Genomic DNA, 26,782 nt, shown 5'->3' on the forward strand with positions numbered 1-26,782 from the left:
CTCAGCCGTGCGCGACCCTGCCCGGCACCTCCAGCGCGTCCAGCCGCGCGCGCAATTCGTCCAGCCGCAGGTTCGCCGCCGCCCCGGGCGAGACGCGCGCGGCCAGGCTGGCTTCCGGCGTGCGTCCCTCCCCCGCCTGCTCCATCGATGCCGCCGCCGCGCGGTAGGCATCGCGGAACGGCACCCCGGAGGCGGCCTGCTCCACCGCCACGTCGGTGGCATACATGCCCGCATCCATCGCCGCGCGCATGCCGCCGGGCTTCCATTCGAGGTTGGACAGCAGCGCCGGCAGCAGCTCCAGCGCGGCCAGGCCGCGACCGAAGCCGTGGAAGATCGCGCCCTTGGACGCCTGCAGGTCGCGGTGGTAGCCGGAGGGCAGCGACAGCAGCTGTTCGATCTCGGTGCGCGCGGCGGCCACGCTGGCGTGGGTGGCGCGCATCAGTTCGACGACGTCGGGGTTGCGCTTGTTCGGCATGATCGAACTGCCGGTGGTGTACTGCGCCGGCAGGGCCACGAAGCCGAATTCGGCCGCGGTGAACAGCGACAGGTCCCATGCAAGGCGGCGCAGGTCGAGGGTGGCCGAGCCGAGGGCTTCCAGGGCGGCCAGTTCGAACTTGCCGCGCGAAAGCTGCGCGTAGATCGGGCTGACCTGCATGCGTGAAAAGCCGAGCGCGGCGGTGGTGTGCTCGCGGTCCAGCGGCAGGTTCACGCCGTAACCGGCGGCAGTGCCGAGCGGATTGGCGTCGACCAGCGCCAGCGTGTCGAGCGCACGCCGGGCGTCGTCGATGAACGCCTCCGCCCAGCCGGCCCACCACATCCCCGCCGACGACACCACCGCACGCTGCAGGTGGGTGTAGCCGGGCAGCGGCAGGTCCTTTTCGGCCTGCGCGCGGTCGAGCGCAATGCGGGCGGTCTGCTGCGAAAGCGCGGCCACGCGGGCCAGCTTCTCCTTCAGCCACAGGCGCGTGGCGACCAGCACCTGGTCGTTACGGCTGCGGCCGGTGTGGACCTTCTTGCCGGCATCGCCGAGGCGCTCGACCAGCCGCGCCTCGATTGCCGAATGACCATCCTCGTAGCGCGCATCGAGGATGAAGTCACCACCGCCGAAGTCCACGGCGAGCTGGTCGAGTTCCGCTTCCAGCCCCTGCAGTTCGTCGGCAGAAAGGATGCCAATGCGCTGCAGGCCCTGCGCATGCGCGCGGCTGGCGGCGATATCGTGCAGGAAGAACTCGCGGTCCAGCAGCACATCGTCGCCGGCGAGGAAGGCCTGGATCTGCGCGTCGACGGCGACGCCGGGTTTCTGCCAGAGGAGGTCGGACATCGTTGGGGTTCCTGTTGCCGGGCGGAGCGGCGCGTGCCGTGCCTAGAGCGGAATGCCCGCGGTCTCCGGGAGACCGAAGGCGAGGTTGAGGTTCTGCAGCGCCTGGGTGGCGGCACCCTTGAGCAGGTTGTCCAGCGTGGCGACCACCACCACGCGACGGCCGTCGTCGCTCGCGGTGAAGCCGCCGATCCGTGCGCCATGGTGCCCGGCGATGCCGCTCACCCACGGTGCGGCATCGACGATCTCCACCAGAGGCTCGTCCGCGTACCGGTCGCGGTAACGCGCAGCAAGCGCGTCCACGTCCACCGGAGCCGACAGGTGCGCGTTGACGGTCAGTGTGATGCCACGGAAGTGTGCGGCGACATGCGGCATGAATTCCACCGCAGTCGCCAGCTGGCGCGTCACCTCGCGCTCGTGGATATGCCCGGCCAGCGCATACGGCATCAGGTTGTCGCGCAGAAGCTCGATGTTGTTGCGGTCCGATGGCGTGGTCCCGGCACCGGAGTAACCGGACACGCCGAAGGCCTGCACGGGACCGTCCAGCAGGCCCAGCAGCGGCGCGATCGCCAGCTGCATCGCGGTGGCGTAGCAGCCGGGGTTGCTGATCCGGCGCTGGCCGTCATAACGCCCGCGGGTGAGCTCGGGCAGCCCGTAATACCAGCTGTCGTCGAAGCGGTAGTCGGCCGACAGGTCGACCACCACCGTCTCCGGCGCATCGCGGTCGAGCGCGGCGACGAATGGCGCGGCCTTGCCGTTTGGCAGCGCCAGCACCACCGCATCCGCGCCCTGCCCGGGCACCGCATCGGCGCCGAAGTTGCCGTAGCGCAGCTCACCGGCGTAGCCGGCGACCTGCGCGTCCACGCGCTGGCCGTCGAGTTCGCGCGACGAGACGAAGGCAAGCTCCAGCGACGGATGGCCGTGGACCAGCCGGATCAGCTCCGCGCCGGTATGGCCGCGTGCGCCGACGATGCCGACGGTACGTACGGATTGGCTCATGTCGTACTCCCTTCGCTCAGCCGACGAGGGTCGGCGTGCGCTGCGCGCAATGGTCGACGAAATAGCGGATGTCATCGAGATCGCCGGTGCCGTACCAGAACACCTTCCAGGCATCCTGCTTGTAGCAGCCGTCGGACTGCGCGTAATAGAAGATATTGATCTGGTTGTCGTGGCGCGAACGCCAGAACAGCTGCGGCGTTTCCTCGTGCATCACCTGCCACACCGCGCGCCCCAGCCCCTCGCCCTGGGCCTCGTCGAGCACCGCGAACTTGTCGAGATAGACGTAGTCGCCCTCAGCGGTGAGGATGACCGCGGCACGGTAGTTCTCGCTGACATAGGCGCGCAGCAGACGGGTGCGCTCGAAATAGTCAGGCGCCAGCGTGCGGCCGAAGCTCGACTCGATCAGCGTGCGCAGCCGGTCGAGGTCGAAGGCGCTCCAGTCGGTCGCACGCAGCACGCGCTCGCCGCGGCGCACCAGCGTGCCCGAGCCCTTGTGGGTGAACAGCTCCTTGGCGAGATCATCCGGGCGGGTGATGGAGACCGACGAGGTCAGCGGCAGGTCGTCGAGCAGCCCCTTGATCTGCTCCAGCTTCAGCCGCATCCCGCCGCTGATCCAGTCCTGCGCCATCAGGTGTTCGTACTCGGTCGACAGGTTGATCGAGTCGATCACGCTGCCCTGCTCGTCGAGCAACCCGCCGGTGCCGGTGAGGAAGATGATCTTGTACGGCTGCAGCACCCGCACCAGCTCGTTGGCGGAGAAATCGGCGTTGACGTTGAGGATCTGCCCGCCACTGGTCTCACCGAGGCTTGCGATGACCGGGATCGACCCGGCCTGCAGGCTGGCCTCGATCGGCGCCAGGTTGACCCTGCGGATCTCGCCCACCAGCCCGTAGGTGTCGCGGTCGAGGTAGTCCGCCTCGAACACGCCGCCGGTGATCGAGGTCGCCCGCGCACCCGACTGCTGCAGCGCCTCCACCAGCGCGAGGTTGGACGCCTGGAACACGCGACGCACGATCGCCAGCGACTCCGGCGTGGTCACGCGCAGGCCGTTGACGGTGTGCTTCTCGATGCCGGCGGCCGACAGCTCCGCATCCAGCTGCGGGCCGGCGCCGTGCACGACGATCGGGCTCAGGCCCACCTGCTGCAGGAAGGTCAGCGACGAGGTCAGCGCGTCGAGGTCGTCGCGCAACACCGCGCCACCCACCTTCACCACCGCGAAGCGCTTGGCGTCGAGCTGGGAGAAGCGCTTGAGGTACTGGCTGATCTCGCGCGCGCTCGCCATCGACGACAGCAGGCGGACGATGGTCTGGCGGGTCTGGGTATGTGCTTGCATCGGCTCGGTTCGGGTGGGTGCGGGTTTCAGCTGCGGATTACGGTGCGGACGCGGATCGAACGGGGAACGTGCGGCGTTGCGGTGGGGCCACTCCTCCCGCGCGGGAGGGGTGTTACGTGCGTGTCTGGCGGGCCGCGGTCCGTCGGCCGCCGCCGGCGTTCATCGGCGTGGATCCGCGACAGAACCGGCCGCGCCACCCAGGATCCGCACGATCGATTCCGCGTAGGTCTGGAGTTCGCTCAGCGACACCCACTCATCGGCGGTGTGGGCCTGGGCGATGTCGCCTGGTCCGTAGACGATCGCGGTCATGCCGGCCTGCGAGAACAGCGAGGCCTCGGTCCAGAAATCCACCGCGTTGCCGACCGGCAGGCCGAGCGCGTCGGCAAGGTCGCGCGCTTCCAGCCTGCGCTCCTCGGCCTCGGCCACGTTGCCTGCGGGCAGTGGCGGGCCGCGGAAGGTTTCCTCGTAACGGTCGAGCGCCCCGGTGGTCACGAAGCTGCCGAACGTGCTGTGCAGCACGTCGATGTCCTGCGACGGCAGTGGCCGGAAACCGAAGCGCACCTCGGCATGCGGAGCGATGACATTGGCCTTGATGCCACCTTCGAGGCGGCCGACGTTGAAGCGCAGGCCGGTCAGCCCACCGAACCGCTGATGTGCCTGCGATTCCACGAAATCGAGCGCACTCGCCCCCCAGCGCATCGCCTGGTGCAGCGCACTGGCCTCGAGCGCGTTGGCGCCCGACGCGTGCCCCGCCGCACCACGGAACTGCAGCCGCACCGAACTGATGCCACGGTGCGCCAGCACCGCTTCGCAGCGCGTCGGCTCCGCGATCACAGCCTCGGCAAAGCCATGGTCGCGGGCCAGGAATGCGGCGATGCCACGCGGGTCGTTGGCTTCCTCGTCGCTGGTAAACAGGAAGGCGGCTGCACCACGGGTGGCCCGCGCGGCCGCGATCAACCCGGCCGCCGCGCCCTTGATGTCGCATGCTCCGAGCCCGATCGCGCGACGGCCGCGCACGCGCAGGCGCAGCGGGTCCGCGGTCCAGTGCGGCGAGTCGGGCACCGTGTCCAGGTGCACGTTGAACAGCACCTGCGGCTGCCCGCGCACCGCGAACAGCGACACCGCGCCATCGCCGTGGTCGGTCACTTCGACCCGGAAATCCGGCAGCTGGGCACGGATGTAGCCGAAGATCCCGCCGGTATCGATGGCACGCGGCGGATTGCGGGTGTCGAACGACACCAGCTGTTCCAGGTGGGTCAGGGTGCTGTCGAGGAGTTCGGTCATCGGAAACGGATCAGCGGCGGTGGCGGCGTCAGTGGCGGTTGTCGGCGAGGCGATGGCGTGGCCGGCTCAGCGGTTGACCTGCGCGTACAGCGTCGAACTCATGCCGAACAGCTTGATGAAGCCCTCGGCCTCCTCGACGCCCCAGTCGGCGGACTGCGCATAGGTGGCGTTGCGCGAGTGCAGCAGGTGCTCCGACGCAATGGCCACTGCGTCGACCCGGCCGCCACGCGTTTCCAGGGTCACTTCACCGGTGACGTTGGCCTGTACCGAGGCCAGGAAGGCCTCGAGGTCGGTCTTGAGCGGGTCGTGGAAGAAGCCTTCGTAGACCAGCTCCACCCACTTGCGCGCGACCTCGGGCTTGAAGCGGTTCTGCTGCTTGGACAGCACCGCTTCCTCCAGCGCGCGATGCGCGGTCAGCAGCGCGACCAGGCCCGGCGCCTCGTACACGATGCGGCCCTTCAGGCCAATCACGGTGTCGCCGGTATAGACGCCCCGACCGACGCCGTAGGACGCGAACAGGGTGTTGAGCTTGGCCAGGATCTGCTCGCCCGGCAGCGGCTTGCCGTCCAGTTCCACCGCCTCGCCGGCAACGAAGCGCAGCTTCACCGTCAGCGGCTCCACCGGCCAGGCACTGCGCGGCGCGCACCAGCCGCGTGCACCCTCGCCCGGCGCTTCCCAGCGGTCGATCTCGCCGCCGGACATGGTCACGCCGAGCAGGTTCTCGTTGATGGTGTAGGCCATCTGCTTGGCGCGCACGCCGAAGCCGCGCTCCTCCAGATACTTCTGCTCGTAGGCGCGGGTCTGCGTGTGTTCCTTCTGGATCTCGCGGATCGGCGCCACGATGCGGTAGTCGCCCTGTGCCTTGATCGCGAGATCGAAGCGCACCTGGTCGTTGCCCATGCCGGTGCAGCCGTGCGCGATGGCATTGGTGCCGAGTTCCGCCGCGCGCTTCAGCGCCGCATCGACGATCAGGTAACGGTCCGACACCAGCAGCGGGTACTGGCCCTGGTAGCCCTCGCCCGCCCACACGAACGGCTTGACGAAGCCGTTCCAGATCGCCGGACCGCCATCGACGGTGACGTGGCTGGCAACGCCCAGTTCCTCCGCGCGCTTCTCGATGAAGGCGCGTTCGTCGGCATCCACGCCGCCGGTATCAGCGAACACCGTATGCACCGACCAGCCGCGCTCCTGCAGGTAGGGCACGCAGAAGCTGGTGTCGAGACCACCCGAGAAGGCGAGCACGATGTCGCGGCTTTGCGCGGGCGCGGTGTTGATGGAGGAACCGTCGGAAGAAGACGCGGGCTGCTGCGACATGGGAAGTCTCTGGAAGACGAAACGGGGAGGAATGCGATCGGACGAGGCGCTTGTGCGCGGGCGGTTACTGGCGGACCAGCGCCGCCATCACCGCCTTCTGCACGTGCAGGCGGTTCTCGGCTTCATCGATGGCGATGCAGTTGGGCGAGTCCATCACCGCATCGGTGGCCTTGACGTTGCGGCGCAACGGCAGGCAGTGCGAGAACACGCCATTGTTGGTCAGCGCCATCTTGCGCTCGTCGACCATGAAGTGCTTGAACCGCTCGCGGATGGGCTGTTCCGGGCCCCAGTTGCCGAAGTACGGCAGCGCGCCCCAGCTCTTGGCATAGACCACGTCCGCACCTGCGTACGCGGCATCGATGTCGTGGCTGACCGCAAGCGAGCCGCCGCTTTCGGCCACGTTGGCCTCCGCCCAGTCCATGTAGCGCTCGTCGAGGATGTACTCGGGCGTCGGGCACAGCAGGGTCACGTCCATGCCGAGCCGGGTGGTGATGGTCAGCGCCGAGTTGGCGACGGCGGTATTGAGCGGCTTCGGGTGGTAGGTCCAGGTCAGCACGTACTTCTTCCCGCGCAGGTCGCTGGTGCCGAAGTGCTCCTGCAACGCCAGCGCATGCGCGAGTTCCTGGCAGGGATGGGTGATCGTCTCCATGTTGATCACCGGCACCGGCGAGTACTTGGCGAACGACTTCAGCACGATGTCCTGGCGGTCGTAGGTCCAGTCGACGAACTTCGGGAACGCGCGCACGCCGATCATGTCGACATAGCGCCCCAGCACCCGCGCCACCTCGGCGATGTGCTCCTCGGTATCGCCATCCATCACCGTGCCGAGGTCGAATTCGATCGGCCAGGCATCCTTGCCGGGCTGCAGCACGATGGCGTGCCCGCCCAGCTGGAACGCGCCGAGCTCGAAGCTGGTACGGGTGCGCATCGACGGGTTGAAGAACACCAGCGCGATCGAGCGGCCCTTCAGTGCGTCACCGAGCTTTTCGCGCTTGAAACGCGCGGCGTCGGCCAGCAGCGCGTCCAGCTCCGTGCGGCTCCAGTCCTGGGTGTTGAGGAAGTGCTTGATCGACATCGGTGGTGGTCCGGGTGGAGGTGGTGCGCTCCGCAGCGGCTGCGGGCGCCTGCGCGTCATGCGCGTGGTGCGAAAACGAAAAAACCCAGCGCTGGGGCTGGGTCTGTCCTGGTGAAACTCGAATGCAACGAGTACCGGCTACCCAGCGGAGTGGTGGGCTTCCGGTCGACGCGCGCGCGAGGTCATGCCAGCCGCCATGTAAGCGGAAGTCAGGATCTCGGCGTCGGCGCGAAGCGGGTTCATGAGGGGCGGCATCCTCGCACGCGGGGGCGTGCGCAGCAAGTGGCGCTATTCGGCCGCGGTACCGACCACGGGCGTCACCGACACCCGTACGCGCACCCGGTTGCCCGGGTCGTACGGCAGCCGGGAGCGGTATTTGACGCCCTTGTGGACGTAATCCACTTCGTAGCCGATCGGCCGGCGGAACTCGCGCTCGACCGGCACCATGCGGCAGCTGTCCGCCACGCGTGCGCGCTCCGCGTCGTCCTCGGCCGGGGCAAGCACGTCGCGGACGGCACCGACCACCCGGGAAATGCCGCGGCGCTCGCCCTCGCCGGTCACCGGCGTGGACGCGTCGCAGCGTTCCACCATGCTGGTGGCGCGAAGGACCTGGTACACCGGCTCGGCGCTCAGCACGCGGGCGTACTCCATCCGCACGTTCTCCTGCGGCGGCGCGGCCATCTGCGCGTCGCGCTGGGCGCGCTGGTTGCCATGGACGCTCTGCGCCGAAACCGGCAACGACGTCACCACCATCACCAGGATGGCGCACAGGTACGTTGCTTGCGGGAGCGGCTGCGGCATGGAAACCAGGAAAGTCGCGAATTCAGGGAGTTTAGGACGTGGCGCTGTGTGCGGCCTGAATCCTCGCTGTCGTGGGCCGGACCGGGCCGGTAGAATGGCCGGTTTACCGCCCTGCAATGCCATGACCCTGCGCCTGCACAACAGCCTGACCCGACGCGTCGAAGCCTTCCAGCCGCAGGATCCCGCCTGCCCCACGATGTATGTGTGCGGGCCCACGGTCTACAACTACGTGCATATCGGCAACGCGCGCGGGCCGGTGGTGTTCGGGGTGCTGGCCGCGCTGCTGCGGCGTCGTCATGGCGGGCTGCGCTATGCGCGCAACATCACCGACGTCGACGACAAGATCAACGCCGCCGCGCGCGAACAGGGCGTGCCGATTTCGGCGATCACCGACCGCTTTGCCGCCGCCTACCGCGAGGACATGGCGGCGCTCGGCGTCGCCCCGCCCGACGTCGAGCCCGAAGCCACCGCGCATATCCCGCAGATCGTGGCCATGATCGGGCAGCTGATCGACAACGGGCACGCCTACGCGGCCGAGGGCCATGTGCTGTTCGCCGTGCAGAGCTTCGACGGCTACGGAAAGCTCTCGCGCCGCGACATCGAGGACATGCGCGCCGGCGCCCGCGTCGAGGTCGCGCCCTACAAGCGCGACCCCGGCGACTTCGTGCTGTGGAAGCCGTCCACCGACGACCTGCCGGGTTGGGAGTCGCCCTGGGGCCGTGGCCGGCCGGGCTGGCATATCGAATGCTCGGCGATGGCCGCGGCCCACCTCGGGACGACGATCGACATCCACGCCGGCGGCGTCGACTTGCAGTTCCCGCACCACGAGAACGAGATCGCGCAGAGCGAATGCGCCCACGGGGGCGCCCCATTCGCCCGGTTCTGGCTGCACAACGGCATGCTGACGCTGTCCGGCGCGAAGATGTCGAAGTCGGTCGGCAATATCGAAAAGGTCCGCGACCTGCTGCAGCAGCATCCCGCCGAAGCGCTGCGCTACGCGCTGCTGTCGGCGCACTACCGGCAGCCGCTGGACTGGTCGGATGCGCTGGTCGAGCAGTCGGCGCGCACGCTGGAGCGCCTCTACGCCACGCTGCGCGATCTCGCCGACGTCGACGCGACCGCGCGGATTCCCGACGCCATCGAAGCTGCGCTCGACGACGACCTCAACACACCCCAGGCACTGGCGGAACTGGCCCGTCTGGGTGCCGAGGCGCGCAAGGCCGACGGCGAGGCGCGCGTTGACGCGAAGGCGCAACTGCTCGGCGCCGGGCTCGCGCTCGGCCTGCTGCAGCAGGACCCGGCCGACTGGTTCGGCCGCGGCGCCGGCGGCGACGACGACGCGCGCATCCAGTCGCTGGTGGACGAGCGCACGGCCGCCAAGCAGGCACGCGACTTCGCCCGCGCCGATGCCCTCCGCGACCAGCTCGCCGCCGAGGGCGTGCAGCTGGAGGACACGCCACAGGGCGTACGCTGGGTGCGCAAGCGCGTCTAGCCGATGCGCTTGCGGAGCGTCGCGACGTGCGCCGGGACCGGGCCGGATCGACCCGCCACCCGTGCGATCGCCGCCACGCGCTGGCATCACTGGAATGACGAGTACACCGTGACCGACACCGCCTTCCCCCTTGAAGCCACCGCCCTCGACGCGCAGGCGGCGATCCGCGAGGAGTTCGCGTTCTTCGGCGACTGGTCGGAACGCTACCAGTACCTGATCGACCTGGGTCGCAAGCTGCCGCCGTTCCCCGATGCGTTGAAGACCGAGGACCACCGCCTGCACGGCTGCCAGTCGATGGTCTGGATCGTGCCCTCGGGTGATGCGTCGCGGCTGGATTTCGCCGCGACCAGCGATTCGGCGATCGTCTCCGGGCTGATCTTCCTCGCCCTGCGGGTATATGCCGGCCGCAGCGCGCAGGAGATCGCCGCCACCGAACCGGACTACATCGCCTCGATCGGGCTGGCGAAGCATCTCTCGCCCACGCGCAGCAACGGGCTGGCCGCACTGCTGGCCGAGATCCGCAACGCCGCACACCGCGCACTGGCGTGAGCGCCGCCGCGCCGGCTGCTGGCGCCGACGACAGCAGTCGCACCGCGCCGTTGCGCAACCCCGGTTTCCGTCGGCTGCTGGCGTTCCGCCTCTGCTCGATCCTGTCCTACCAGATCGTCGCGGTCACCGTCGGCTGGCAGGTCTACGAACTCACCCGCAACCCGTGGATGCTGGGGCTGATCGGCCTGGCCGAACTGCTGCCCTACTTCTGCGTGGCGCCGTTCGCGGGCTACCTGGTGGACCACCTGCCGCGGCGCCGGCTGGGCATGGCCGCCGGCGTGGGGCTGGCGCTGACCCCGGTACTGCTGGCACTGCTCACGACCCGGGTGATCGATGCCGGCGTGTGGGCGATCTACGCCGCGGTCGTGCTCACCGGCATGGTGCGGGCCTTCCTGGGGCCGGTCTACAACGCCTTGTTCGCACGCGTGCTGCCGCGCGCGCAGTTCGTACGCGGTGCGAGCCTGGGCAGCATCGTGTTCCAGTCGGCCCTGGTGCTGGGCCCGGCGATCGGCGGCGTGCTCGTCGGCTGGTCGGGGATGGCGTCGTCCTACATCACGGCCGCGGTGCTGGCGCTCGGCGTGGTCGTCGCGCTTGCGGGGATGCGCGTTTCCGAGCCTGCACCGGTGCTGCAACGCGCGCCGATCTTCTCCAGCATCGCCGAGGGCGCGCGCTTCGTGTTCGGCCACCAGATCCTGCTGGGCGCGCTGGCGCTGGACATGTTCGCGGTGCTGTTCGGCGGCGCGATCTCGCTGGCGCCCGCGTTCATCCACGACATCCTCGCCCACGGCCCCGAGGGCCTGGGCATCCTGCGCGGGGCACCGGCCCTGGGCGCGGTGGCGGTCGGCATCTGGCTGGCGCGCAATCCCATCCAGCGCAATGCCGGGCGCATCCTGCTGGTCGCGGTGGCGTGCTTCGGCCTGTGCATCATCGGCTTCGGGCTGTCGCGGCTGTTCTGGCTGTCGGCGTTCTTCCTGCTGCTGTCCGGCGTCTGCGATGGCGTGTCGGTGGTGATGCGCTCGACCATCCTGCAACTCGCGACCCCGGATGAAATGCGCGGCCGGGTGTCGTCGATCAACGGGTTGTTCGTGGGTTCGTCGAACGAGCTCGGCGCGTTCTATGCCGGTTCGATGGCCCGGTTGCTGGGGCTGGTGCCCGCGGTGGTGCTGGGAGGCTGCGTGACCATTTCGGTGGCGCTGGCTGCCGCATGGCGTGCGCCACGGCTGCGCCGGCTGGACCTGCGCGACCTGCAGGCCGGACCACTGGAAGCTGAACGCGGCCACTGAGCGCACACACGGCACGCCACCACGGCTGCATATCATCCGCGTTCCCATCGCGTGCGCGCCCGGATGCCGACAGTCGCCTTCCCACTGCCACGAACCCGCATGGAACTGGGCCTCGCCCGCATGGTGCGCCAGTGGCACCGCTGGCGGCCGGCCGCACTGGAAGCCTGCCCGCCGCAGCACTTCACCTGCCACGACATTCCCGCCGTCACCGGCGATGTGCCAGCGCCGCCGACCGCTGCGGTCCCGCGCATCGTATGGACGTACTGGGACGACGCCCATCCGCCGTCGCTCGTGCGCGCCTGCCTTGAAAGCTGGCTCGAACACGCCGGCCGCTTCGAACTGCGGCTCCTCGACGATGGCAACCTAGGCGACTGGATCGACGCCCTGCCCCCCGGCCTCGAGCGCGACCCGATCCGGCGCTCGGACTGGATCCGCCTCGACCTGCTGCGTCGCCACGGCGGGATCTGGATCGATGCCAGCAGCATCGTCACCCGGCCGCTGGACTGGGTGCTGGAGGAGCAGCACGCGACGGGCGCGGATCTCGTCGGCTACTTCCTGCGCCGCTACACCACGGACGCGCGTTTCCCGGTGGTGGAGAACTGGTGCATGGCGGCCCCGCCCGGCAGCCGCTTCATCGTCGATCTGCATGACGAGTTCACCCACCACGTGCTCGCCGGCAGCAACGAGGACTACATCCACCGGCTCGTTGCACTGGATCTCTACGGGCGGGTGCGGCAGAACATCGAGATTCCGCACTACCTGAGCATGCATCTCGCGGCACAGGTGGTGATGCAGACGCGTGGCGGCTACCGGATGGCCCTGGGTGCGGCCGAGGACGGGCCGTTCTTCTATCACCACGCCAGCCGCTGGAACCGCAATGCACTGCGCGCACGCCTGCTGCTGCGCAAGGCCGGCGACGCCGTCCCCGCGTTGATCAAGTTGCGCAAGCCGGACCGACGCCGACTCGATACCTACATCGATGCAGGCCTGTCGCTGCCGGGCAGCCTCGCGACGCGCTACCTGCACGCGAGCGACTGAGCCCGGCCGGATGCCGGAAACGGACAGGCCCCGCACTGCGGGGCCTGTCCGGGTCACGCGTGAGGCGCGTGGGTCAGTCGCCCATCTGCTTCTGCAGATGCTCCCAGCGCTCCTGCTCGTCAATGGTGCGCTCGGCGGTCAGGCGTGCCTCGAGGCGGTCCAGCCCGATCTCCTCGCCCGAGTCGACGCTGTAGCCGTACTCGCCCGAGTCGACACGCTTGAGCGTGCTGTCGATCTTGCCGATCAGCTTGCGGTAGCGGTCGCGGGTACGCAGTTCGAGCGAATTCTCGGTCTCGCGGGTGGCACGCTCGGCCTCGTCGCCGACGTCGCGCACTTCTTCCTTGAGGTTTTCGATGGTCTGCTTGGATTCCTCCACGAGGTCCGCACGCCACTGCATAAGGCGCTGGCGGAAATACTCGAGGTGGAGCGGGTTCATGTATTCCTCCTCGCGGGAGGGGCGATAACCGTTCGGCACGATGGGACGGCCGGTCTCGGGATCGGTTTTGTAGTCCACTACCTTGTACTTCGTCTTGGGCGCCGGGGGGGTCGGGCGAGCGGCGACAGCCACTGCGACCTTGCCCGTGCGGCGCGGGTTCGCGGCCGCGCTGGCGGCCTGGGGAGCGCCGGTCGGCACGGTGTTCCGGTTGGCGCCCTTCGACGCCGTTGTCTTCGACGTATCCGGTGCTTCGGCCTTGACGGCCGCGGCGGGGGCCAGTTTGCGGGCGACGTTGGCCGCCTTGGCGATCGGCTTCTTGGCACCGGCCGACTTGCTCGCCACGGCAGGCGTCGCCGCCTTCTTCACCGTGGTCCTGCCGGCCGGCACCTTGGCGACCTTCTTCGCCGGAGCCCTGGTGGCGGTCTTCGTCGCGGTCTTCTTTGCCGGCGCGGTCTTCTTTGCCGGCGCGGCCTTCTTCGCGGGCGCAGCCTTCTTGACCGCTACTGCTTTACTGGCAACGGCCTTCTTGGCAACCGGCGCCTTCTTTACGGCCTTCGCCGGAGCCTTCTTCACCGGAGCCTTCGTGGCGGCGACCTTCTTTGCCGCGGCCTTCTTCGCCGGTGCTTTCACGGCCTTCTTCGCCGCCGCGTTGGCGGACTTTTTCGCGGTTTTCTTCGCTGCCACGTCGATCCGTCCTTTCGTTCCCTTGGATTGGGAAAGCGGGGTGTTATACCCTGCCCCGGCGGCAGCGGCAACCGAGCACGCCACCCACCATCACGCCGCATGCATCTTGTGATCGACCGCCTCCTCATCCTTCTCCTGCGCCTGTACAAGCGGCTGCTGAGCCCCCTGCTCGGACCACGCTGCCGGTTCGTCCCCAGCTGTTCCGAGTACGCGATGACCGCCATCGCCCGCTTCGGCGCGCTCAAGGGCAGCTGGCTGGCCATGCGTCGCCTGTCGCGCTGTCATCCCCTGCACCCTGGCGGGCACGACCCCGTGCCGATGCCGCCCACGGATCCGCATCCATGACCGACACCCTCATCGTCAACGCGCGCCTGGTCAACGAAGGCACGATCACCGAAGCCGACCTGCGCATCAGCGATGGGCGCATCGCGCGCATCGCCAGTGGCCTGTCCGCCCGCAACGGCGAGCATGTCGTCGATGCCGCCGGCCGCTGGCTGATGCCCGGCATGATCGATGACCAGGTGCACTTCCGCGAGCCCGGCCTGGAATACAAGGCCGACATCGCCAGCGAATCGGCGGCGGCGGTGGCAGGCGGCCTCACCAGTTTCATGGACATGCCCAATACCAGCCCGCCAACGCTGGATGCGGGCGCGCTGGCGGACAAGTACGCCCGCGCCGCCGGCCGTGCGCATGCCAATTTCGGTTTCTACCTGGGCGCCAGCAACGACAACCTCGACGCGGTGCGCCGGCTCGATCCGGTCACGGCGCCCGGGATCAAGGTGTTCATGGGGGCATCGACCGGCAACATGCTGGTCGACAACCCGGAGACGCTGGACGGCATCTTCCGCGAGACCCCGGTGCCGATCATCACCCACTGCGAGGACACGCCGACGATCGATGCCCTGCTCGCGCAGTTCCGCGCGAAGTACGGCGACGACATCCCGGCCGAGTGCCATCCCGACATCCGCTCGCGCGAGGCCTGCATCAAGTCGACCCGGCTGGCGCTGGAGCTGGCGCGCCGCCACGACACCCGCCTGCACGTGCTGCACATTTCCACCGCCGACGAGCTGGCGCTGTTCGAGCGCGGCCCGCTGGTGGATGCCGACGGCCGCGTGCGCAAGCGCATCACCGCCGAGACCTGCGTGCACTTCCTGCACTTCGCGCGGCCCGACTACGCGCGCCTGGGCCACCAGATCAAGTGCAACCCGGCGATCAAGGACGTCGCCGACCGTGATGCGCTGCGCCGGGCGATCGCCGACGACCTGATCGACGTGCTGGCCACCGACCACGCCCCGCATACCTGGGACGAGAAGCAGCAGACCTACCTGCGCGCGCCGTCGGGATTGCCGCTGGTGCAGTTCGCGCTGTCGGCGGCGCTCGAGCGCGTGCACGAGGGCCACTTCGACATAGCCACCGTCGTGCGCAAGTTCGCGCATGCGCCGGCGCAACTGTTCGACGTGCGCGAGCGCGGTTTCCTGCGCGAAGGCTACTGGGCGGACCTGGTGATGGTGGAGGACACCCCGTTCCAGGTGCGGCGCGAGCAGGTGCTGTCGAAGTGCGGCTGGTCGCCGTTCGAAGGGACCACGTTCCGCAGCCGCGTCGTCTCGACATGGGTCAATGGCACGCTCGCCTGGGATGGTGCGCAGCTGGCTGGCGCGCCTGCAGGGCAGCGCCTGGAGTTCGCGCGTTGATGGCGGCTGTTGGCGGGCTTGCATTGCGCCTGGCCTGCACGCTGGCCACCGCATTGGCGATCGCCCCGATTGCCGCAGCCGCCGATGAGCGCGTGGTGTTCCCCGACAGCGTGCAGCAGGGCGCGATGGTGATCGGCAAGGTGCCACCGGGCAGCCAGGTCACCCATGCGGGCCGCACCCTGCGCGTGACCGGCTACGGCAGCGTGGTGCTGGGCGTGGGCCGAGATGAAACCGGCCCGGTGCAGGTCGCGGTGACCCGCCCGGATGGCAGCCGGCACACGGCCGCGATCCAGGTCAACGCGCGCGACTGGCCGCTGCAGCGCGTGGACGGCGTCCCGCCCGCGACGGTCGATCCGCCGCCGGCGATCGCCGAACGCATCCGCCGCGAACAGGCGCAGGTGTCGGCGGCGCGGGTGCGTGACGATGCACGCGCGGATTTCGCGCAGCCCTTCCTTCGCCCGGTCGACGGGCGCGTCAGTGGCCGCTTCGGCCGCGCCCGCGTCTACAACGGCAGGCCCGGCTCGCCGCATTCGGGCATGGATATCGCCGCGCCCACCGGGACGCCGATCAGGGCACCGGCCGCCGGCGTCGTCACCTTTGCCGCGCCGGACCTCTATCTCACCGGCGGCACGGTCCTGCTCGACCACGGCCACGGCATCAGCTCGAACTTCCTCCACATGTCGCGCATCGACGTCGCGGTGGGAGACCGTGTGGAGCAGGGGCAGGTGCTGGGCGCGGTCGGGGCAACGGGTCGCGCGACGGGGCCGCACCTGCACTGGGGGATGAGCTGGTTCGACGTGCGCATCGACCCGCAGCTGGTGCTGGAACGGGCGCCCTGATTCCGGGGCCGACATACACCACAGTTCGCCGACGCGGCGCGCGGCGACGCGGTCATCCAGCCGGCGGCGAGGCAGATGGAAGGATCCGCGAAATCCGCGGCGAACAATCTAGGGACCGCTCACCCGCGCCACCGCGTCATGCGCGTGCAGGCTTTCGAAGTGCGACACCGTCGCTTCGAAACGCGCCACGCGGTCGTCGGCTGCCAAGGCGGCGGCGACGCGACGCGCGGCGTCCTCGCAGAACATCAGGTTTTCGGCGTTGAGGCGGGCGAAGGCCTGCTCGTCCTCACGCTTGACCGCGGTCTGCACCGGCGTGCCGAGCGCGGCTTCGAGGGCATCCACCAGGGCCTCCACCGGCAGGCCGGCATCGAACGACGGCTGCAGTTCGACCCGCACGTCGGCACGGCTGCGCTGCGCATGCGGCGTGGCCGCAAGCCCGCGTTCGGAGGCCAGCCACTCGCCGACCACCTGGGTCGATAGCGGACGCGCGGCGGCGAAATCCGTGGTGAAGCGCGCAGCATTGAGCTGGCGCGACAACGCCGCCGACGCCGGACAGGTGCTCGAGTACTCGACCGAGAATCCCAGCACCGCGCGGAAGCGGCCGTCGGCGACTGTCGCTTCCAGCTGCACCGGGTAGCGTTTCCAGCCGGCGTTGTCGCTGGCAAGCGCGCGACGCCGCAGCAGGTGCTCGTAGCGGATCACCAGACGCGCCGAACCCGACAGGCCGCGCTGCGATTCGACCAGGTCGTCGAGAATGCGGCGCAGGCTGGACAGGGTCAGCGGCTCCGCGGCGAAGGCGTCCTGCAGGCGCAGGTACAGCCGCGACATATGGATGCCGCGCGTGTCGGGCCGCCGCAGGTCGACCGCAACGTCGACTTCCGCCGGCACCTGCAATGCCGCCTCGCCATGCGCGGCCGGCAACTGCAGCGGCAGAGCGATGCGATCCATGCCGACCCAGTCGAGCGCGCGCGCGGCAAAGGCGGCGTCATCGGCGACATCGGGCAGGACGGGGGCAAGGCGCTGGGTCACGAATCACCGGGGCGGCAGAGGGGTCGCCTAGTGTAACGGCGCGGGTCTGGCTGCCCGCGCAACGATGCGTTGTGGCGAGTTCCGCGGCCAATCGCCGCGATAGGAGCCGCCTGCGGCGCCGATCAGCCGCGAACCGCGCGCCACGCCAGTGGCAGCACCCGCCATGCCGCCAGCGACTGCGGCGCCTTGCGGTCGGCCAGCGCCAGCAGACGGCGCCGCAGCAGTTCGGCCTGGATGCGTCGCCCGCGGCTGCCGGCGCCGCGATGGCGTGGCCAGGTTGCGAGTACGCGCTGCGCTTCATCGGCATCGCCATGGCGCAACGCCCGCTCGCCCAGCAGCACCGCACCCAGCAGCGCGGCGTCGTCCTGGCCGACCGGCTGCCCGGCAAGCCGGGCTTCCGCCTGCGCCAGCGCTCCGGCGAGCGGTTGCAGCGCCTTGGCGACGCCGTCAGCCGCACCCTCGCGGGTGGCGGGCAGCACGTTCAGCGCGTGGCCCAGCGCTGGCCAGTCGATCGTCTGTGAGCGCAGCCGCTGCGCAAGCGGATGCCGGCGCGCGCCGCGGGACCAGCCCAGCAGTTCGTCCTGCCACCACGCCAGCTTGGCCAGCCCCGGCGCCGCCTGGCTGCCGCCCCAGGCGGCGTCGGCGAATTCCTGCAGCAGGGCCAGCCAGGCTTCGAGCGCGGCCCGCTCGGAGGGTGCGATGAAGGCGATGGCGACGCCCCACTCCGGCCAGCGCTCATGGAACTTGGCGATAAAGGTTTCCGGCGGCTCGCGGTTGTCGGTGTCGCTCATGGCTGCTTCGGCGTCAGCCATGCACGGCACAACGCGGCCAGCGCGCCGGATCCAGCAGATCCCCGGGCTGCTCGACCATCACGTCGCCACCCCAGTCCTGCGGCAGGTCGTCGCCGAGTCGGTAGCCCCACAGCGCCACCACCGACGGCATGCCCGCCGCGCGCGCGGCCTCGATGTCGCGCTCGTCGTCACCCACGTACACGCAATCTGCCGGCTCCACGCCCAGGGTCTGCGCGGCATGCAGCAACGGCAGCGGATGCGGCTTGCGTTCTGCCAGCGAATCGCCGCCGATCAGCACCTTGCAGCGGAACTGCCAATCCAGCGCGCGCAGGACTTCGCTGGCGAGGTATTCGGGTTTGTTGGTGACCACGCCCCAGATAACGCCATCGGCCTCGAGCGCCTCGAGCAGCGCGGCGATGTCGTCGAACGGCCCGCCGTGGCGGCCGAGCTCCTCGCGGTAGATCGACAGGAACTCCGGGACCATGTCCTGGCGCTCGGCGAGGTCGGCATCGGGAAACGCTGCCGCGGACATCGCCCGTGCACCCTTGGACACGTGCGGGCGCAGTTCTTCCATCGCCACCGGTGGCCGGTCACGCTGCGCACGCATGCGGTTGACCGTGGCGAGCATGTCGGGCGCGCTGTAGAGCAGCGTGCCGTCGAGATCGAACAGCACCGTGCGCGGAAAGCGACCCTGCCCGCTCACGAGGCGGCCGCCTTGCGCGCGCAGGCCAGGTAGTTGACCTCCGTGCGCGCCACCAGCCGCGCGCGGTTGCGCCACGGCTCGTACATCATGCCGCTGACGTCCTCCAGCTCCAGTCCGCAGTCGCGCAGCCAGGCGGCGAGTTCCGATGGACGGATGAAATCCTCGTAGCGGTGGGTGCCACGCGGCAGCAGGCGCGCCACGTATTCGGCGCCGACGATGGCCAGCGCGAACGCGGCCGGCGTGCGGTTGAGGGTGGACACGAACAGCCGGCCACCCGGCTTGAGCAAGCGTGCGCAGGCTGCAAGGATCGCGCCGGGATTCGGCACGTGCTCGAGCATCTCCATGCAGGTGACCGCATCGAAGCTGCCGGCTTCGGCCTCGGCGAGCACCTCGACCGCCTGCTGCCGGTAGTCGATGTCCAGGCCGGCCTCGCGTGCATGCAGCTGCGCAACCCGCACCAGCTCCGGCGCGAGGTCGATCGCGGTCACCCGGGCACCGGCACCGGCCAGCGCCTCGCTCAACAGCCCGCCACCGCAGCCGACATCGAGCACCCGTGCGCCGGCAAGCGGCACGCACCCGGCGACGTAGCCGAGGCGCACCGGGTTGAGCGCATGCAACGGCTTCTGCGGGCCGTCCGGATCCCACCAGCGGCTGGCGAGCGCGGCGAACTTGTCGAGTTCGGACTGGCGGTAGTTGCTTGCGGTTGCGTTCATTGCAGGACTCCTCGGCTGCATCGGCCTCAGCGCCCGAGGGCGGCGATGCGGGTGCGCCACTGGCGCGCGTTGGCGATCAGCGCCGCGGCGTCGATATCCACCAGCTCGCGGGAGCGCAGGCGCGCACGCCCGGCAATCCACACATCGCTGACCTGGTGGCGGCCGGTAGCGTAGACCAGCTGCGAGTGCACGTGATGCAGGGGCTGGGTTTCCAGTGCGGACAGGTCCACGCAGACCAGGTCCGCCTGCTTGCCGGGTTCGATCGAACCGACCAGGTGGTCGAGCCCGATCGCACGCGCGCCGCCCAGCGTCGCCGCGCGCAATGCGGTGGCGGCATCCAGCGCGGAGGCATCCTGCGCGACCGCCTTGGCGAGGATCGCCGCGGTGCGGGTCTCACCGAACATGTCGAGGTCGTTGTTGCTGGCGCAGCCGTCGGTGCCGATCGCCAGGTTCACCCCCGCGCGCTCCAGCGCGCAGGCCGGGCAGAACCCCGAGGCCAGCTTGAGGTTGGATTCCGGGCAATGCACGACGCTGACGCCACGCTCGCGGCACAGGTGGATCTCGGCTTCGGTGAGTTGGGTCATGTGCACCGCGATCAGGCGGTCGTTGAACAGCCCCAGCCGGTCGAGACGCGCGATCGGACGCTGCCCGTGCTCATCCAGCGACTGCTGCACTTCCTGCGCGGTCTCGTGCAGGTGCAGATGCACTGGCACGTCGAGCTGGTCGGACAGCATCCGCACGCGTTCGAAATTGGCGTCGCTCACCGTGTACGGGGCATGCGGCGCGAACGCGGTGCTGACCAGCGGGTCATCCCGCCACTGGTCGTGCACCTCGCCGGCACGGGCGAAGTATTCGTCGTCGCTCTTCGCCCACGCGGTCGGGAAGTCGATCACCGGCAGGCCGACGCGGGCGCGGAAGCCGTGCTGCTTGTAGACCGCGGCCTGCACGTCGGGAAAGAAATAGTTCTCGTTGACGCAGGTGGTGCCACCGCGAAGCATCTCGGCGATCGCCAGCGTCACCCCGTCGGCGACGAACTCCGGGCCGATCACCGCGGCTTCGATCGGCCAGATGTGGTCCTGCAGCCAGGTCTTGAGCGGCAGGTCATCGGCCACGCCGCGCAGCAGCGTCATCGGGTTGTGGGTGTGGGCGTTGACCAGACCGGGCATCAGCGCGGCGTCCGGGCGCGATACCGTCGCGGCCGCCTCGAAGCGCGCCCGCGCCTCGGCGATCGGCAGCAGCGCCACGATGGCGCCGTCGCGGACGGCGACGGCGTGGTCTTCGAGCACCACTCCATGCGGCTCGACCGGCACCACCCAGCCGGCTTCGATCAGGAGGTCGACGCGTTCGGGGGTGGGCTGGGTCATGGGTGTTCTCGCCACTTGCGGTCCATCGTTCCCGGCAAAGGCAGGAACCGATGGACGATGACATCGGGTCAGGTGGGGATCCGGAATCGACGTCCTTGGATCCCCGCGTTCGCGGGGATGACCTGATCCGCTACGCACGCTGCGCGATCGCTGCGAACGTAACGGTCAAGCCACTGGATCACCAGCCATACGGCTGTCGAGAGCCCCGCCTCCGCGGGGATGACGGATCCGCTACGCACCGCTGCGCGGTCGCTGCGGATCAGTCACTTGACGCGGCTGACGTACTCGCCGGAACGGGTGTCCACCTTGATCACTTCGTCCTGGCCGACGAACAGCGGCACGCGCACCACCGCCCCGGTTTCCAGGGTCGCCGGCTTGCCGCCGCCGCCCGAGGTGTCGCCGCGCACGCCAGGATCGGTCTCGGTGATCTTGAGCTCGACGAAGTTCGGCGGCTGCACCGCGATCGGGGTGCCGTTCCACAGCGTCACCACGCAATCCTCCTCGCCCTTGAGCCACTTTTCCGCGCCGCCCATGCCGGCCTTGTCCGACTGCACCTGCTCGAAGTTGTCGGGATCCATGAAATGCCAGTACTCGCCATCGGCATACAGGTAGCGCATGTCCGTATCGACGACGTCGGCGGCGTCCACCGAGTCGGTCGCCTTCATGGTGACTTCCTGCACGCGGCCGGACTTGATCATGCGGTACTTGACCCGGGTGAACGCCTGGCCCTTGCCCGGCTTCACGTATTCGGTGTCGGTGATGATCGCGGGCTCATTGTTGACCAGGATCTTCATCCCGTTCTTGACGTCGTTCATGCCGTAGCTGGCCATCTCTGCTCCTGCGGTCCCGCCTGCGCGGGAGATAGAATGTCGGTTTGCGCCCGGCCGACCTGCGCCGCGCTGAGCCCGACATGATACCTGCAGCCTCCCTTTCCATGCAGCCGCGCCGCTGGCAGTTGGCCTGGCGCGACGCTGTCCGCGATCCGCGCGAACTGCTCGGCCTGCTCGGCCTGGACGCGCTGGCCGCCCGCGTGCCGGACGCCGCCTGCGCGCAGTTCCCGCTGCGGGTGCCGCGCGGCTTCGTGGCGCGCATGCGCCATGGCGATCCCGCCGACCCCCTGCTGCGTCAGGTGCTGCCGCTGGATGACGAACTGCGCCCGGCACCCGGGTTCGACCTGGATGCGGTCGGCGACGGCGCCGCCCGCGCCGGTCGTGGCCTGATCCGCAAGTACCGCGGCCGCGCCCTGCTGGTCGCCACCGGCAGCTGCGCGGTGCACTGCCGTTACTGCTTCCGCCGTCATTTCCCCTATGCCGAGGAAACCGCCGCGGCCGGCGGCTGGCGTGATGCGGTCTCCGCGATCGCCGCGGATCCGGGTATCGACGAGGTGATCCTGTCCGGCGGCGACCCGCTGTCGCTGGCCACCACCAAGCTTGCCGAACTCACCCGCGCGCTGGCCCCGTTCGCGCACCTGAGGCGCCTGCGCATCCACACGCGGCTGCCGGTGGTCCTGCCCGAGCGTGTCGACGACGAGCTGGTCGCCTGGCTCGCCGCCCTGCCCTGGCCGGTGACGATCGTCGTCCATGCCAACCACAGCAACGAGTTCGACACCGACGTCGATACGGCGATGGCGCGGCTGCGCGCCACCGGCGCCACCCTGCTCAACCAGGCGGTCCTGCTGCGCGGGGTCAACGATTCGCTGGACGCCCTGGCCACGCTGAGCGAGCGCGGCTTCGAGGCGGGCGTGCTGCCCTACTACCTGCACCAGCTGGATCGCGTGGCCGGCGCCGCGCACTTCGAGGTCGACGACGCGCGCGCCCTGGCATTGCACGCCGCGCTGCGCGACCACCTGCCGGGTTACCTGGTACCCCGGCTGGTGCGCGAAGTCGCGGGTGATGGCTCCAAACGCCCGCTCTGACGCTGCACCGATGGACGTCGCATGGCGGGCCGTGGCATAAACCTCGGGCTTCCGGGGAGGGACGCATGGCAAGACAGGACAACGCGCTGCGCCTGGTGATCGTCGACGACAGCGTCGAGGACGCCGAGGCGATCGTCAGCGGCCTGCGCAACGCGGGCATCGCCGTCCGGCCATTGCGGCCGGCCACTTTCGAGGAACTCGACGCGACCCTCGGCGGCCAACCGATCGATCTCGTGCTCGCGGCCCAGCGCCCCGGCGCCCTGCCCCTGGCCGAGGTCGCCCAGCGGGTGCTGGCCACCGGCAAGGACATTCCGCTGATGGCGGTGGTCGAGAGCATCGACGAGGCCGGCTTCCTCGATGCGCTCGCCCTCGGCGCGCGGCGGATCGTGCCGCGCCACAAACCGCAGGTGCTGCTGTCGCTGGTGCGCAGCGAGTGGGCAGACCTCGAGGCGCGGCGGTCGCTGCGCCGGCTCGAGGCGCGTGTGCGCGAGACCGAGCGCCGCTGCGATGCGCTGATCGATTCCTCGCGCGAACCGATCGCCTACGTCCACGAAGGCATGCATATCCGGGCCAACGCGGCCTACCTCGAAATGTTCGGCTACGAGGAGTTCGAGGACGTCGAGGGAATGTCGCTGCTGGACATGGTCGGCCCCCAGCACGTCGAAGACTTCAAGCAGCTGCTGAAGGGCCTGTCGAAGGGCGAGCCGCCACCGCCGCACTACGAGCTGGAAGCGCGCGACATCGAGGGCAATGCCTTCCCGGCCACGATGGAGTTCACGCCTGCCCAGTACGAAGGCGAGCCCTGCCTGCAGGTGATCTTCCGCCGCGCCGAGGTCGACCCGGAGCTGGCCCGCCAGGTGGAGGAACTGCGCAAGCGCGACCAGGTCACCGGCCTGCTCAACCGTCCCACGTTCCTGCGCCTGCTCGAGGACGCGGTCGCGGGGTCCGCCGCCGACAACCACCAGCACGGCCTGCTGCTGATCGAGCCCGACCATTACCAGCGCCTGCTGCAGGAGATCGGGCTGGACTCGGCCGACGACATGCTGGCCGCCCTGGCCGAGCGCGTGCGCGCGGTGATCGGCGACCACGCGGTGGCCGCGCGCTACGCCGAGCACCGGCTGGCGGTGCTGCTGCGCGATGCCGACCACGCCCGCACCGTGGCCCTGGCCGAGAAGATCCTCGCCGCGTTCACCGCCGACGTGTTCCAGATCGGCACCCATTCCAGCGTGGTCACCGCCAGCATCGGCGGCGTGCAGATCGGCGAGAAGATCGCCAGCATCAGCCAGGTGCTGGCCAAGGCCGATGCCGGCGTGGTGTCGTCGCTGGCGGTGGGTGGCAACCGCTACGAGATCTTCGACCCGGCGGCGGCCGACCGCGCGGAAGAGGAACATATGCAGGCCTGGGTCGAGCGGCTGCGCGACGCCCTGGACCGCGACAGCTTCGTGCTGCATTACCAGCCGGTGATCAACCTGCAGGGCGAGACCGGGGCGATGTACGAGACGCTGCTGCGGCTCGATGCCGGCGACGGCGAGCTCATCCCGCCGTTGACCTTCCTCCACATCGCCGAGGAACACGGGCTGTTGTGGGAGATCGACCACCACGTGGTCGGGCAGGCGATCGCGCGGATCGGCGAGCGCATGCGCGCCGGCAGGCCGACCACGCTGCTGGTGAAGATCAGCCAGGCCTCGCTGCATGACGACAGCCTGGTGCGCTACATCGGCGAGCAGCTGACGAAGCACGAGGTGCCGGGCGAGTACCTGGTGCTGGAGCTGCCCGAGGCCAAGGTGTTCACCCACCTCAAGGCGACCCGCGACTTCGCCGCCGCGATCGGCCGCTACGACTGCCGGCTGGCGCTGGAGCACTTCGGCGTGGGCCTGGATTCGTTCCAGCTGCTCGCGCACCTGCAGCCGCACCTGCTCAAGCTCGACCGCAGCTTCACCGAGGAGCTGACGCAGAACCCCGACAACCAGCGGCGGGTCAGCGAGATCGCCAACAAGGCCCGCGAGCTCGGCATCCGCACCATCGCCGAGTCGGTGCAGGACGCGTCCAGCATGTCGATCCTGTTCTCGGCAGGCATCGACTACGTGCAGGGCATGTTCCTCGCCGAACCGGGGCCGCAGATGAACTACGACTTCGAATAATCGGTCGTGCAACGAAAAAGCCCGCCATCCGGCGGGCTTTTCCTGGTTCGGGACGCAGGTCAGAACGCGCGCTGGCGGGCGCCGTCGCTTTCGCCGAGGTCGGCGTTGCGCAGGCTCTGGATACGCTCCTCCAGCGGCGGATGGCTCATCAGCAGACGCTTCAGGCCGTGACCCAGCGCGCCGCTGATGCCGAACGCGGCGATCTGCTTGGGCAGCGTGTTGTGGCCGTAGGTCTGGCCCAGGCGTTCGAGCGCGGCAAGCATCTTCTGCCGGCCGGCGAGCTGCGCGCCACCGACGTCGGCGCGGAACTCGCGGCGACGCGAGAACCACATCGCGATCATGCTTGCGAACAGGCCGAAGATCATGTCCAGCACGAACACGATGGCGAAGTACGCCAGCCCACCGCCGCTGTTGTCGCGACCGCCGCTGAGGTAGCCGTCGACCGCGCGCCCGACCACGCGGGCCAGGAAGATCACGAAGGTGTTGAGCACGCCCTGCAGCAGGGCCATGGTCACCATGTCGCCATTGGCGACGTGGGCGACTTCATGGCCGAGCACGGCCTCGGCCTCGTCCCGGGTCATCGAACGCAACAGTCCGGTCGACACCGCCACCAGCGCGTTGTTGCGGCTGGCGCCGGTGGCGAAGGCGTTGATTTCCGGCGCGTCATAGATCGCCACTTCGGGCATGCCGATGCCGGCCTGCTCGGCCTGCCGGCGCACGGTCTCCACCAGCCAGCGCTCGCTCTCGTTGGCGGGCTGGGTGATGACGTGCGCGCCGGTGCTGCGCTTGGCGGTCCACTTCGACAGCGCCAGCGACACGAAGGCGCCACCGAAGCCGAACACCGCCGCGAACATCAACAGGCCCGCATTGGTGGCCGGATCGATGCCGAAGATGGCCATGACGACGCTGACAAGCGCGAGCACGGCGAGGTTGGTTGCAAGGAAGAGGGCGATACGGCTGAACATCGGGGCTGGTTCCAGTTCGGGTGTCGCGACCGCGGGCCGCGTTGCTGCCGACATAATGCCAGCCCGCAGGAATTCAAGTGGACCGGTCAGCCACGGTTGTCCCGACACGCATGCATCCCACCCACCCATCGTCACCGCCGCGCGGCCGCTTCGCGCCATCGCCGACCGGACCCCTCCACGCGGGTTCACTGCTCGCCGCGCTTGGCAGCTGGCTGTTCGCACGCCGCGCCGGTGGGGAGTGGCACGTGCGCATCGAGGATATCGACCCGCCACGCGAGGTCGCCGGCGCCGCCGATGCGCAGCTGCGCGGTCTCCACCGCCTGGGCCTGCATCCGGATGGGCCCGTGGCGCGGCAGAGCACGCGCGGCGCACTGTACGCACAGGCACTGGAACGCCTGCTCGACCAGGGCGACGCCTTCGTCTGCCATTGCAGCCGGAGCGCCCTCGCCGCGCACGACGGCATCCACCGCCGCTGCGTTGCCGGTGCGCGCCGGCGCGATCCTTCGATCCGGCTGCGCGTCCCGGAGGGGACCCATATCGCTTTCGACGATGCCATCCAGGGCCACGTCGCCGAAGACGTGCATGCCACCACGGGCGATGTCGTGCTGCGCCGCGCCGATGGCTTCTGGGCCTACCAGCTGGCGGTGGTCGTCGACGACGCCGCGCAGGGCATGACAGACGTCGTGCGCGGCGCCGACCTGTTGGGCTCGACCGCGCGCCAGATCCTATTGCAGCAACGGCTCGGGCTGCCGACCCCCCACTACGCGCACCTGCCGCTGCTGCTCGATGCGCGCGGCCACAAGCTGTCGAAGTCGCTGGACGCCCTGCCCTTCGACGACCGCGATCCGGTCGCGGCCTTGGCGTGCGCGTGGCAACGGCTCGGCCAGCATGCGCTCGCCACGTCCACCGGGGATCCGCAGCACTGGCTGGCGATGGCGGCCACGGCCTTCGATCCGTCCCGGGTGCCGCGTGGCCCGCTCGCCGCATCGCACAACGCGGGTGGCATGGACGCGCCCTAGAATCGG

At 69.6% G+C, this 26,782-nt stretch carries 25 protein-coding genes; 10 read left to right on the forward strand and 15 right to left on the reverse strand.

Annotated features, from left to right (window positions below; genetic code table 11):
* Nucleotide 1: 1 nt before the first annotated feature.
* From argH to E5843_RS08095, 7 genes are all read right to left on the reverse strand, one after another.
* The gene (gene argH, locus E5843_RS08065; RefSeq protein WP_136412352.1) at nt 2-1,321 is read right to left on the reverse strand and encodes an argininosuccinate lyase; all 1,320 of its coding nucleotides are present in this window, start codon (nt 1,319-1,321) and stop codon (nt 2-4) included.
* A 42-nt stretch (nt 1,322-1,363) separates the two neighbouring features.
* Nucleotides 1,364-2,317: an N-acetyl-gamma-glutamyl-phosphate reductase gene (gene argC, locus E5843_RS08070; RefSeq protein WP_136412353.1), complete on the reverse strand. Its 954-nt coding sequence runs from the start codon at nt 2,315-2,317 to the stop codon at nt 1,364-1,366.
* Between the two features lie 16 nt (nt 2,318-2,333).
* Nucleotides 2,334-3,650 (reverse strand): acetylglutamate kinase, encoded by a 1,317-nt coding sequence (locus E5843_RS08075; protein WP_141065885.1) that lies wholly within the window; start codon nt 3,648-3,650, stop codon nt 2,334-2,336.
* Between the two features lie 159 nt (nt 3,651-3,809).
* Nucleotides 3,810-4,934, reverse strand: a complete 1,125-nt coding sequence (locus tag E5843_RS08080) for an acetylornithine deacetylase (RefSeq protein ID WP_136412354.1) — start codon at nt 4,932-4,934, stop codon at nt 3,810-3,812.
* Between the two features lie 66 nt (nt 4,935-5,000).
* Nucleotides 5,001-6,248, reverse strand: a complete 1,248-nt coding sequence (locus tag E5843_RS08085) for an argininosuccinate synthase (RefSeq protein ID WP_136412355.1) — start codon at nt 6,246-6,248, stop codon at nt 5,001-5,003.
* Between the two features lie 64 nt (nt 6,249-6,312).
* A complete protein-coding gene (locus tag E5843_RS08090) occupies nt 6,313-7,323 on the reverse strand; it encodes an N-acetylornithine carbamoyltransferase (RefSeq protein ID WP_136412356.1) in 1,011 nt (336 codons plus the stop codon).
* Between the two features lie 288 nt (nt 7,324-7,611).
* Complete coding sequence (locus tag E5843_RS08095; RefSeq protein WP_136412357.1) at nt 7,612-8,124, reverse strand: hypothetical protein; 513 nt, start codon at nt 8,122-8,124, stop codon at nt 7,612-7,614.
* Nucleotides 8,125-8,245: 121 nt separating this feature from the next.
* Between E5843_RS08095 and cysS the strand changes: the two genes are divergently transcribed.
* The 4 genes from cysS to E5843_RS08115 all read left to right on the forward strand — a co-directional run bounded on the left by cysS (nt 8,246) and on the right by E5843_RS08115 (nt 12,486).
* Nucleotides 8,246-9,616, forward strand: a complete 1,371-nt coding sequence (gene cysS, locus E5843_RS08100) for a cysteine--tRNA ligase (RefSeq protein WP_141065886.1) — start codon at nt 8,246-8,248, stop codon at nt 9,614-9,616.
* Between the two features lie 108 nt (nt 9,617-9,724).
* On the forward strand, nt 9,725-10,165 hold the full coding sequence (locus E5843_RS08105) for a SufE family protein (RefSeq protein ID WP_166432723.1): 441 nt from the start codon (nt 9,725-9,727) through the stop codon (nt 10,163-10,165).
* A complete protein-coding gene (locus E5843_RS08110) occupies nt 10,162-11,448 on the forward strand; it encodes an MFS transporter (protein ID WP_134673517.1) in 1,287 nt (428 codons plus the stop codon). The genes E5843_RS08105 and E5843_RS08110 overlap by 4 nt, the downstream gene beginning before the upstream one ends.
* 99 nt (nt 11,449-11,547) lie before the next feature.
* Nucleotides 11,548-12,486 carry a glycosyltransferase family 32 protein gene (locus tag E5843_RS08115; RefSeq protein ID WP_208002205.1) on the forward strand — a complete coding sequence of 313 codons (939 nt, stop codon included), beginning with the start codon at nt 11,548-11,550 and terminating at the stop codon, nt 12,484-12,486.
* Nucleotides 12,487-12,559: 73 nt separating this feature from the next.
* On the opposite strand, the gene dksA is transcribed toward E5843_RS08115, so the two are convergent.
* Nucleotides 12,560-13,606: an RNA polymerase-binding protein DksA gene (dksA, locus tag E5843_RS08120; protein WP_136412359.1), complete on the reverse strand. Its 1,047-nt coding sequence runs from the start codon at nt 13,604-13,606 to the stop codon at nt 12,560-12,562.
* Nucleotides 13,607-13,705: 99 nt separating this feature from the next.
* Here dksA and yidD point away from each other — a divergent pair, with 99 nt between their 5' ends.
* The 3 genes from yidD to E5843_RS08135 are packed head-to-tail and all read left to right on the forward strand — an operon-like array spanning nt 13,706 to nt 16,136.
* Complete coding sequence (gene yidD / locus E5843_RS08125; protein ID WP_134673520.1) at nt 13,706-13,951, forward strand: membrane protein insertion efficiency factor YidD; 246 nt, start codon at nt 13,706-13,708, stop codon at nt 13,949-13,951.
* Nucleotides 13,948-15,297, forward strand: coding sequence for a dihydroorotase (locus E5843_RS08130; protein WP_136412360.1), 1,350 nt, complete (start codon nt 13,948-13,950; stop codon nt 15,295-15,297). The genes yidD and E5843_RS08130 overlap by 4 nt, the downstream gene beginning before the upstream one ends.
* Nucleotides 15,294-16,136: a M23 family metallopeptidase gene (locus tag E5843_RS08135; RefSeq protein WP_484496906.1), complete on the forward strand. Its 843-nt coding sequence runs from the start codon at nt 15,294-15,296 to the stop codon at nt 16,134-16,136. The genes E5843_RS08130 and E5843_RS08135 overlap by 4 nt, the downstream gene beginning before the upstream one ends.
* Before the next feature lie 108 nt (nt 16,137-16,244).
* Here the strand turns inward: E5843_RS08135 and folE2 are convergent, their stop codons facing one another.
* From folE2 to efp, 6 genes are all read right to left on the reverse strand, one after another.
* Nucleotides 16,245-17,165 (reverse strand): GTP cyclohydrolase FolE2, encoded by a 921-nt coding sequence (gene folE2 / locus E5843_RS08140; protein WP_134673523.1) that lies wholly within the window; start codon nt 17,163-17,165, stop codon nt 16,245-16,247.
* Between the two features lie 122 nt (nt 17,166-17,287).
* Nucleotides 17,288-17,956 (reverse strand): hypothetical protein, encoded by a 669-nt coding sequence (locus tag E5843_RS08145; RefSeq protein WP_136412361.1) that lies wholly within the window; start codon nt 17,954-17,956, stop codon nt 17,288-17,290.
* A gap of 13 nt (nt 17,957-17,969) precedes the next feature.
* Entirely contained in the window at nt 17,970-18,659 is a 690-nt protein-coding gene (gene gph / locus E5843_RS08150; RefSeq protein WP_279631895.1) for a phosphoglycolate phosphatase, read from the reverse strand.
* Complete coding sequence (gene ubiG / locus E5843_RS08155; protein WP_141065887.1) at nt 18,656-19,372, reverse strand: bifunctional 2-polyprenyl-6-hydroxyphenol methylase/3-demethylubiquinol 3-O-methyltransferase UbiG; 717 nt, start codon at nt 19,370-19,372, stop codon at nt 18,656-18,658. The genes gph and ubiG overlap by 4 nt, the downstream gene beginning before the upstream one ends.
* Nucleotides 19,373-19,398: 26 nt before the next feature.
* Nucleotides 19,399-20,736: a TRZ/ATZ family hydrolase gene (locus E5843_RS08160; protein WP_134673526.1), complete on the reverse strand. Its 1,338-nt coding sequence runs from the start codon at nt 20,734-20,736 to the stop codon at nt 19,399-19,401.
* Between the two features lie 263 nt (nt 20,737-20,999).
* Nucleotides 21,000-21,566, reverse strand: coding sequence for an elongation factor P (efp, locus tag E5843_RS08165; RefSeq protein ID WP_141065888.1), 567 nt, complete (start codon nt 21,564-21,566; stop codon nt 21,000-21,002).
* A gap of 104 nt (nt 21,567-21,670) precedes the next feature.
* Here efp and epmB point away from each other — a divergent pair, with 104 nt between their 5' ends.
* The gene (gene epmB / locus E5843_RS08170) at nt 21,671-22,651 is read left to right on the forward strand and encodes an EF-P beta-lysylation protein EpmB (RefSeq protein WP_244240748.1); all 981 of its coding nucleotides are present in this window, start codon (nt 21,671-21,673) and stop codon (nt 22,649-22,651) included.
* 65 nt (nt 22,652-22,716) lie between these two features.
* The gene (locus tag E5843_RS08175; RefSeq protein ID WP_141065889.1) at nt 22,717-24,792 is read left to right on the forward strand and encodes a GGDEF/EAL domain-containing response regulator; all 2,076 of its coding nucleotides are present in this window, start codon (nt 22,717-22,719) and stop codon (nt 24,790-24,792) included.
* Between the two features lie 59 nt (nt 24,793-24,851).
* Here E5843_RS08175 and htpX read toward each other — a convergent pair whose 3' ends face one another.
* On the reverse strand, nt 24,852-25,757 hold the full coding sequence (htpX, locus tag E5843_RS08180; RefSeq protein WP_136412364.1) for a protease HtpX: 906 nt from the start codon (nt 25,755-25,757) through the stop codon (nt 24,852-24,854).
* 110 nt (nt 25,758-25,867) lie between these two features.
* On the opposite strand from htpX, the gene gluQRS reads away from it, so the two are divergent.
* A complete protein-coding gene (gene gluQRS / locus E5843_RS08185; RefSeq protein WP_136412365.1) occupies nt 25,868-26,776 on the forward strand; it encodes a tRNA glutamyl-Q(34) synthetase GluQRS in 909 nt (302 codons plus the stop codon).
* The last annotated feature ends 6 nt before the right edge of the window (nt 26,777-26,782 follow it).

The sequence above is a fragment of the Luteimonas yindakuii genome (assembly GCF_004803715.2).
Lineage (GTDB): Bacteria > Pseudomonadota > Gammaproteobacteria > Xanthomonadales > Xanthomonadaceae > Luteimonas > Luteimonas yindakuii.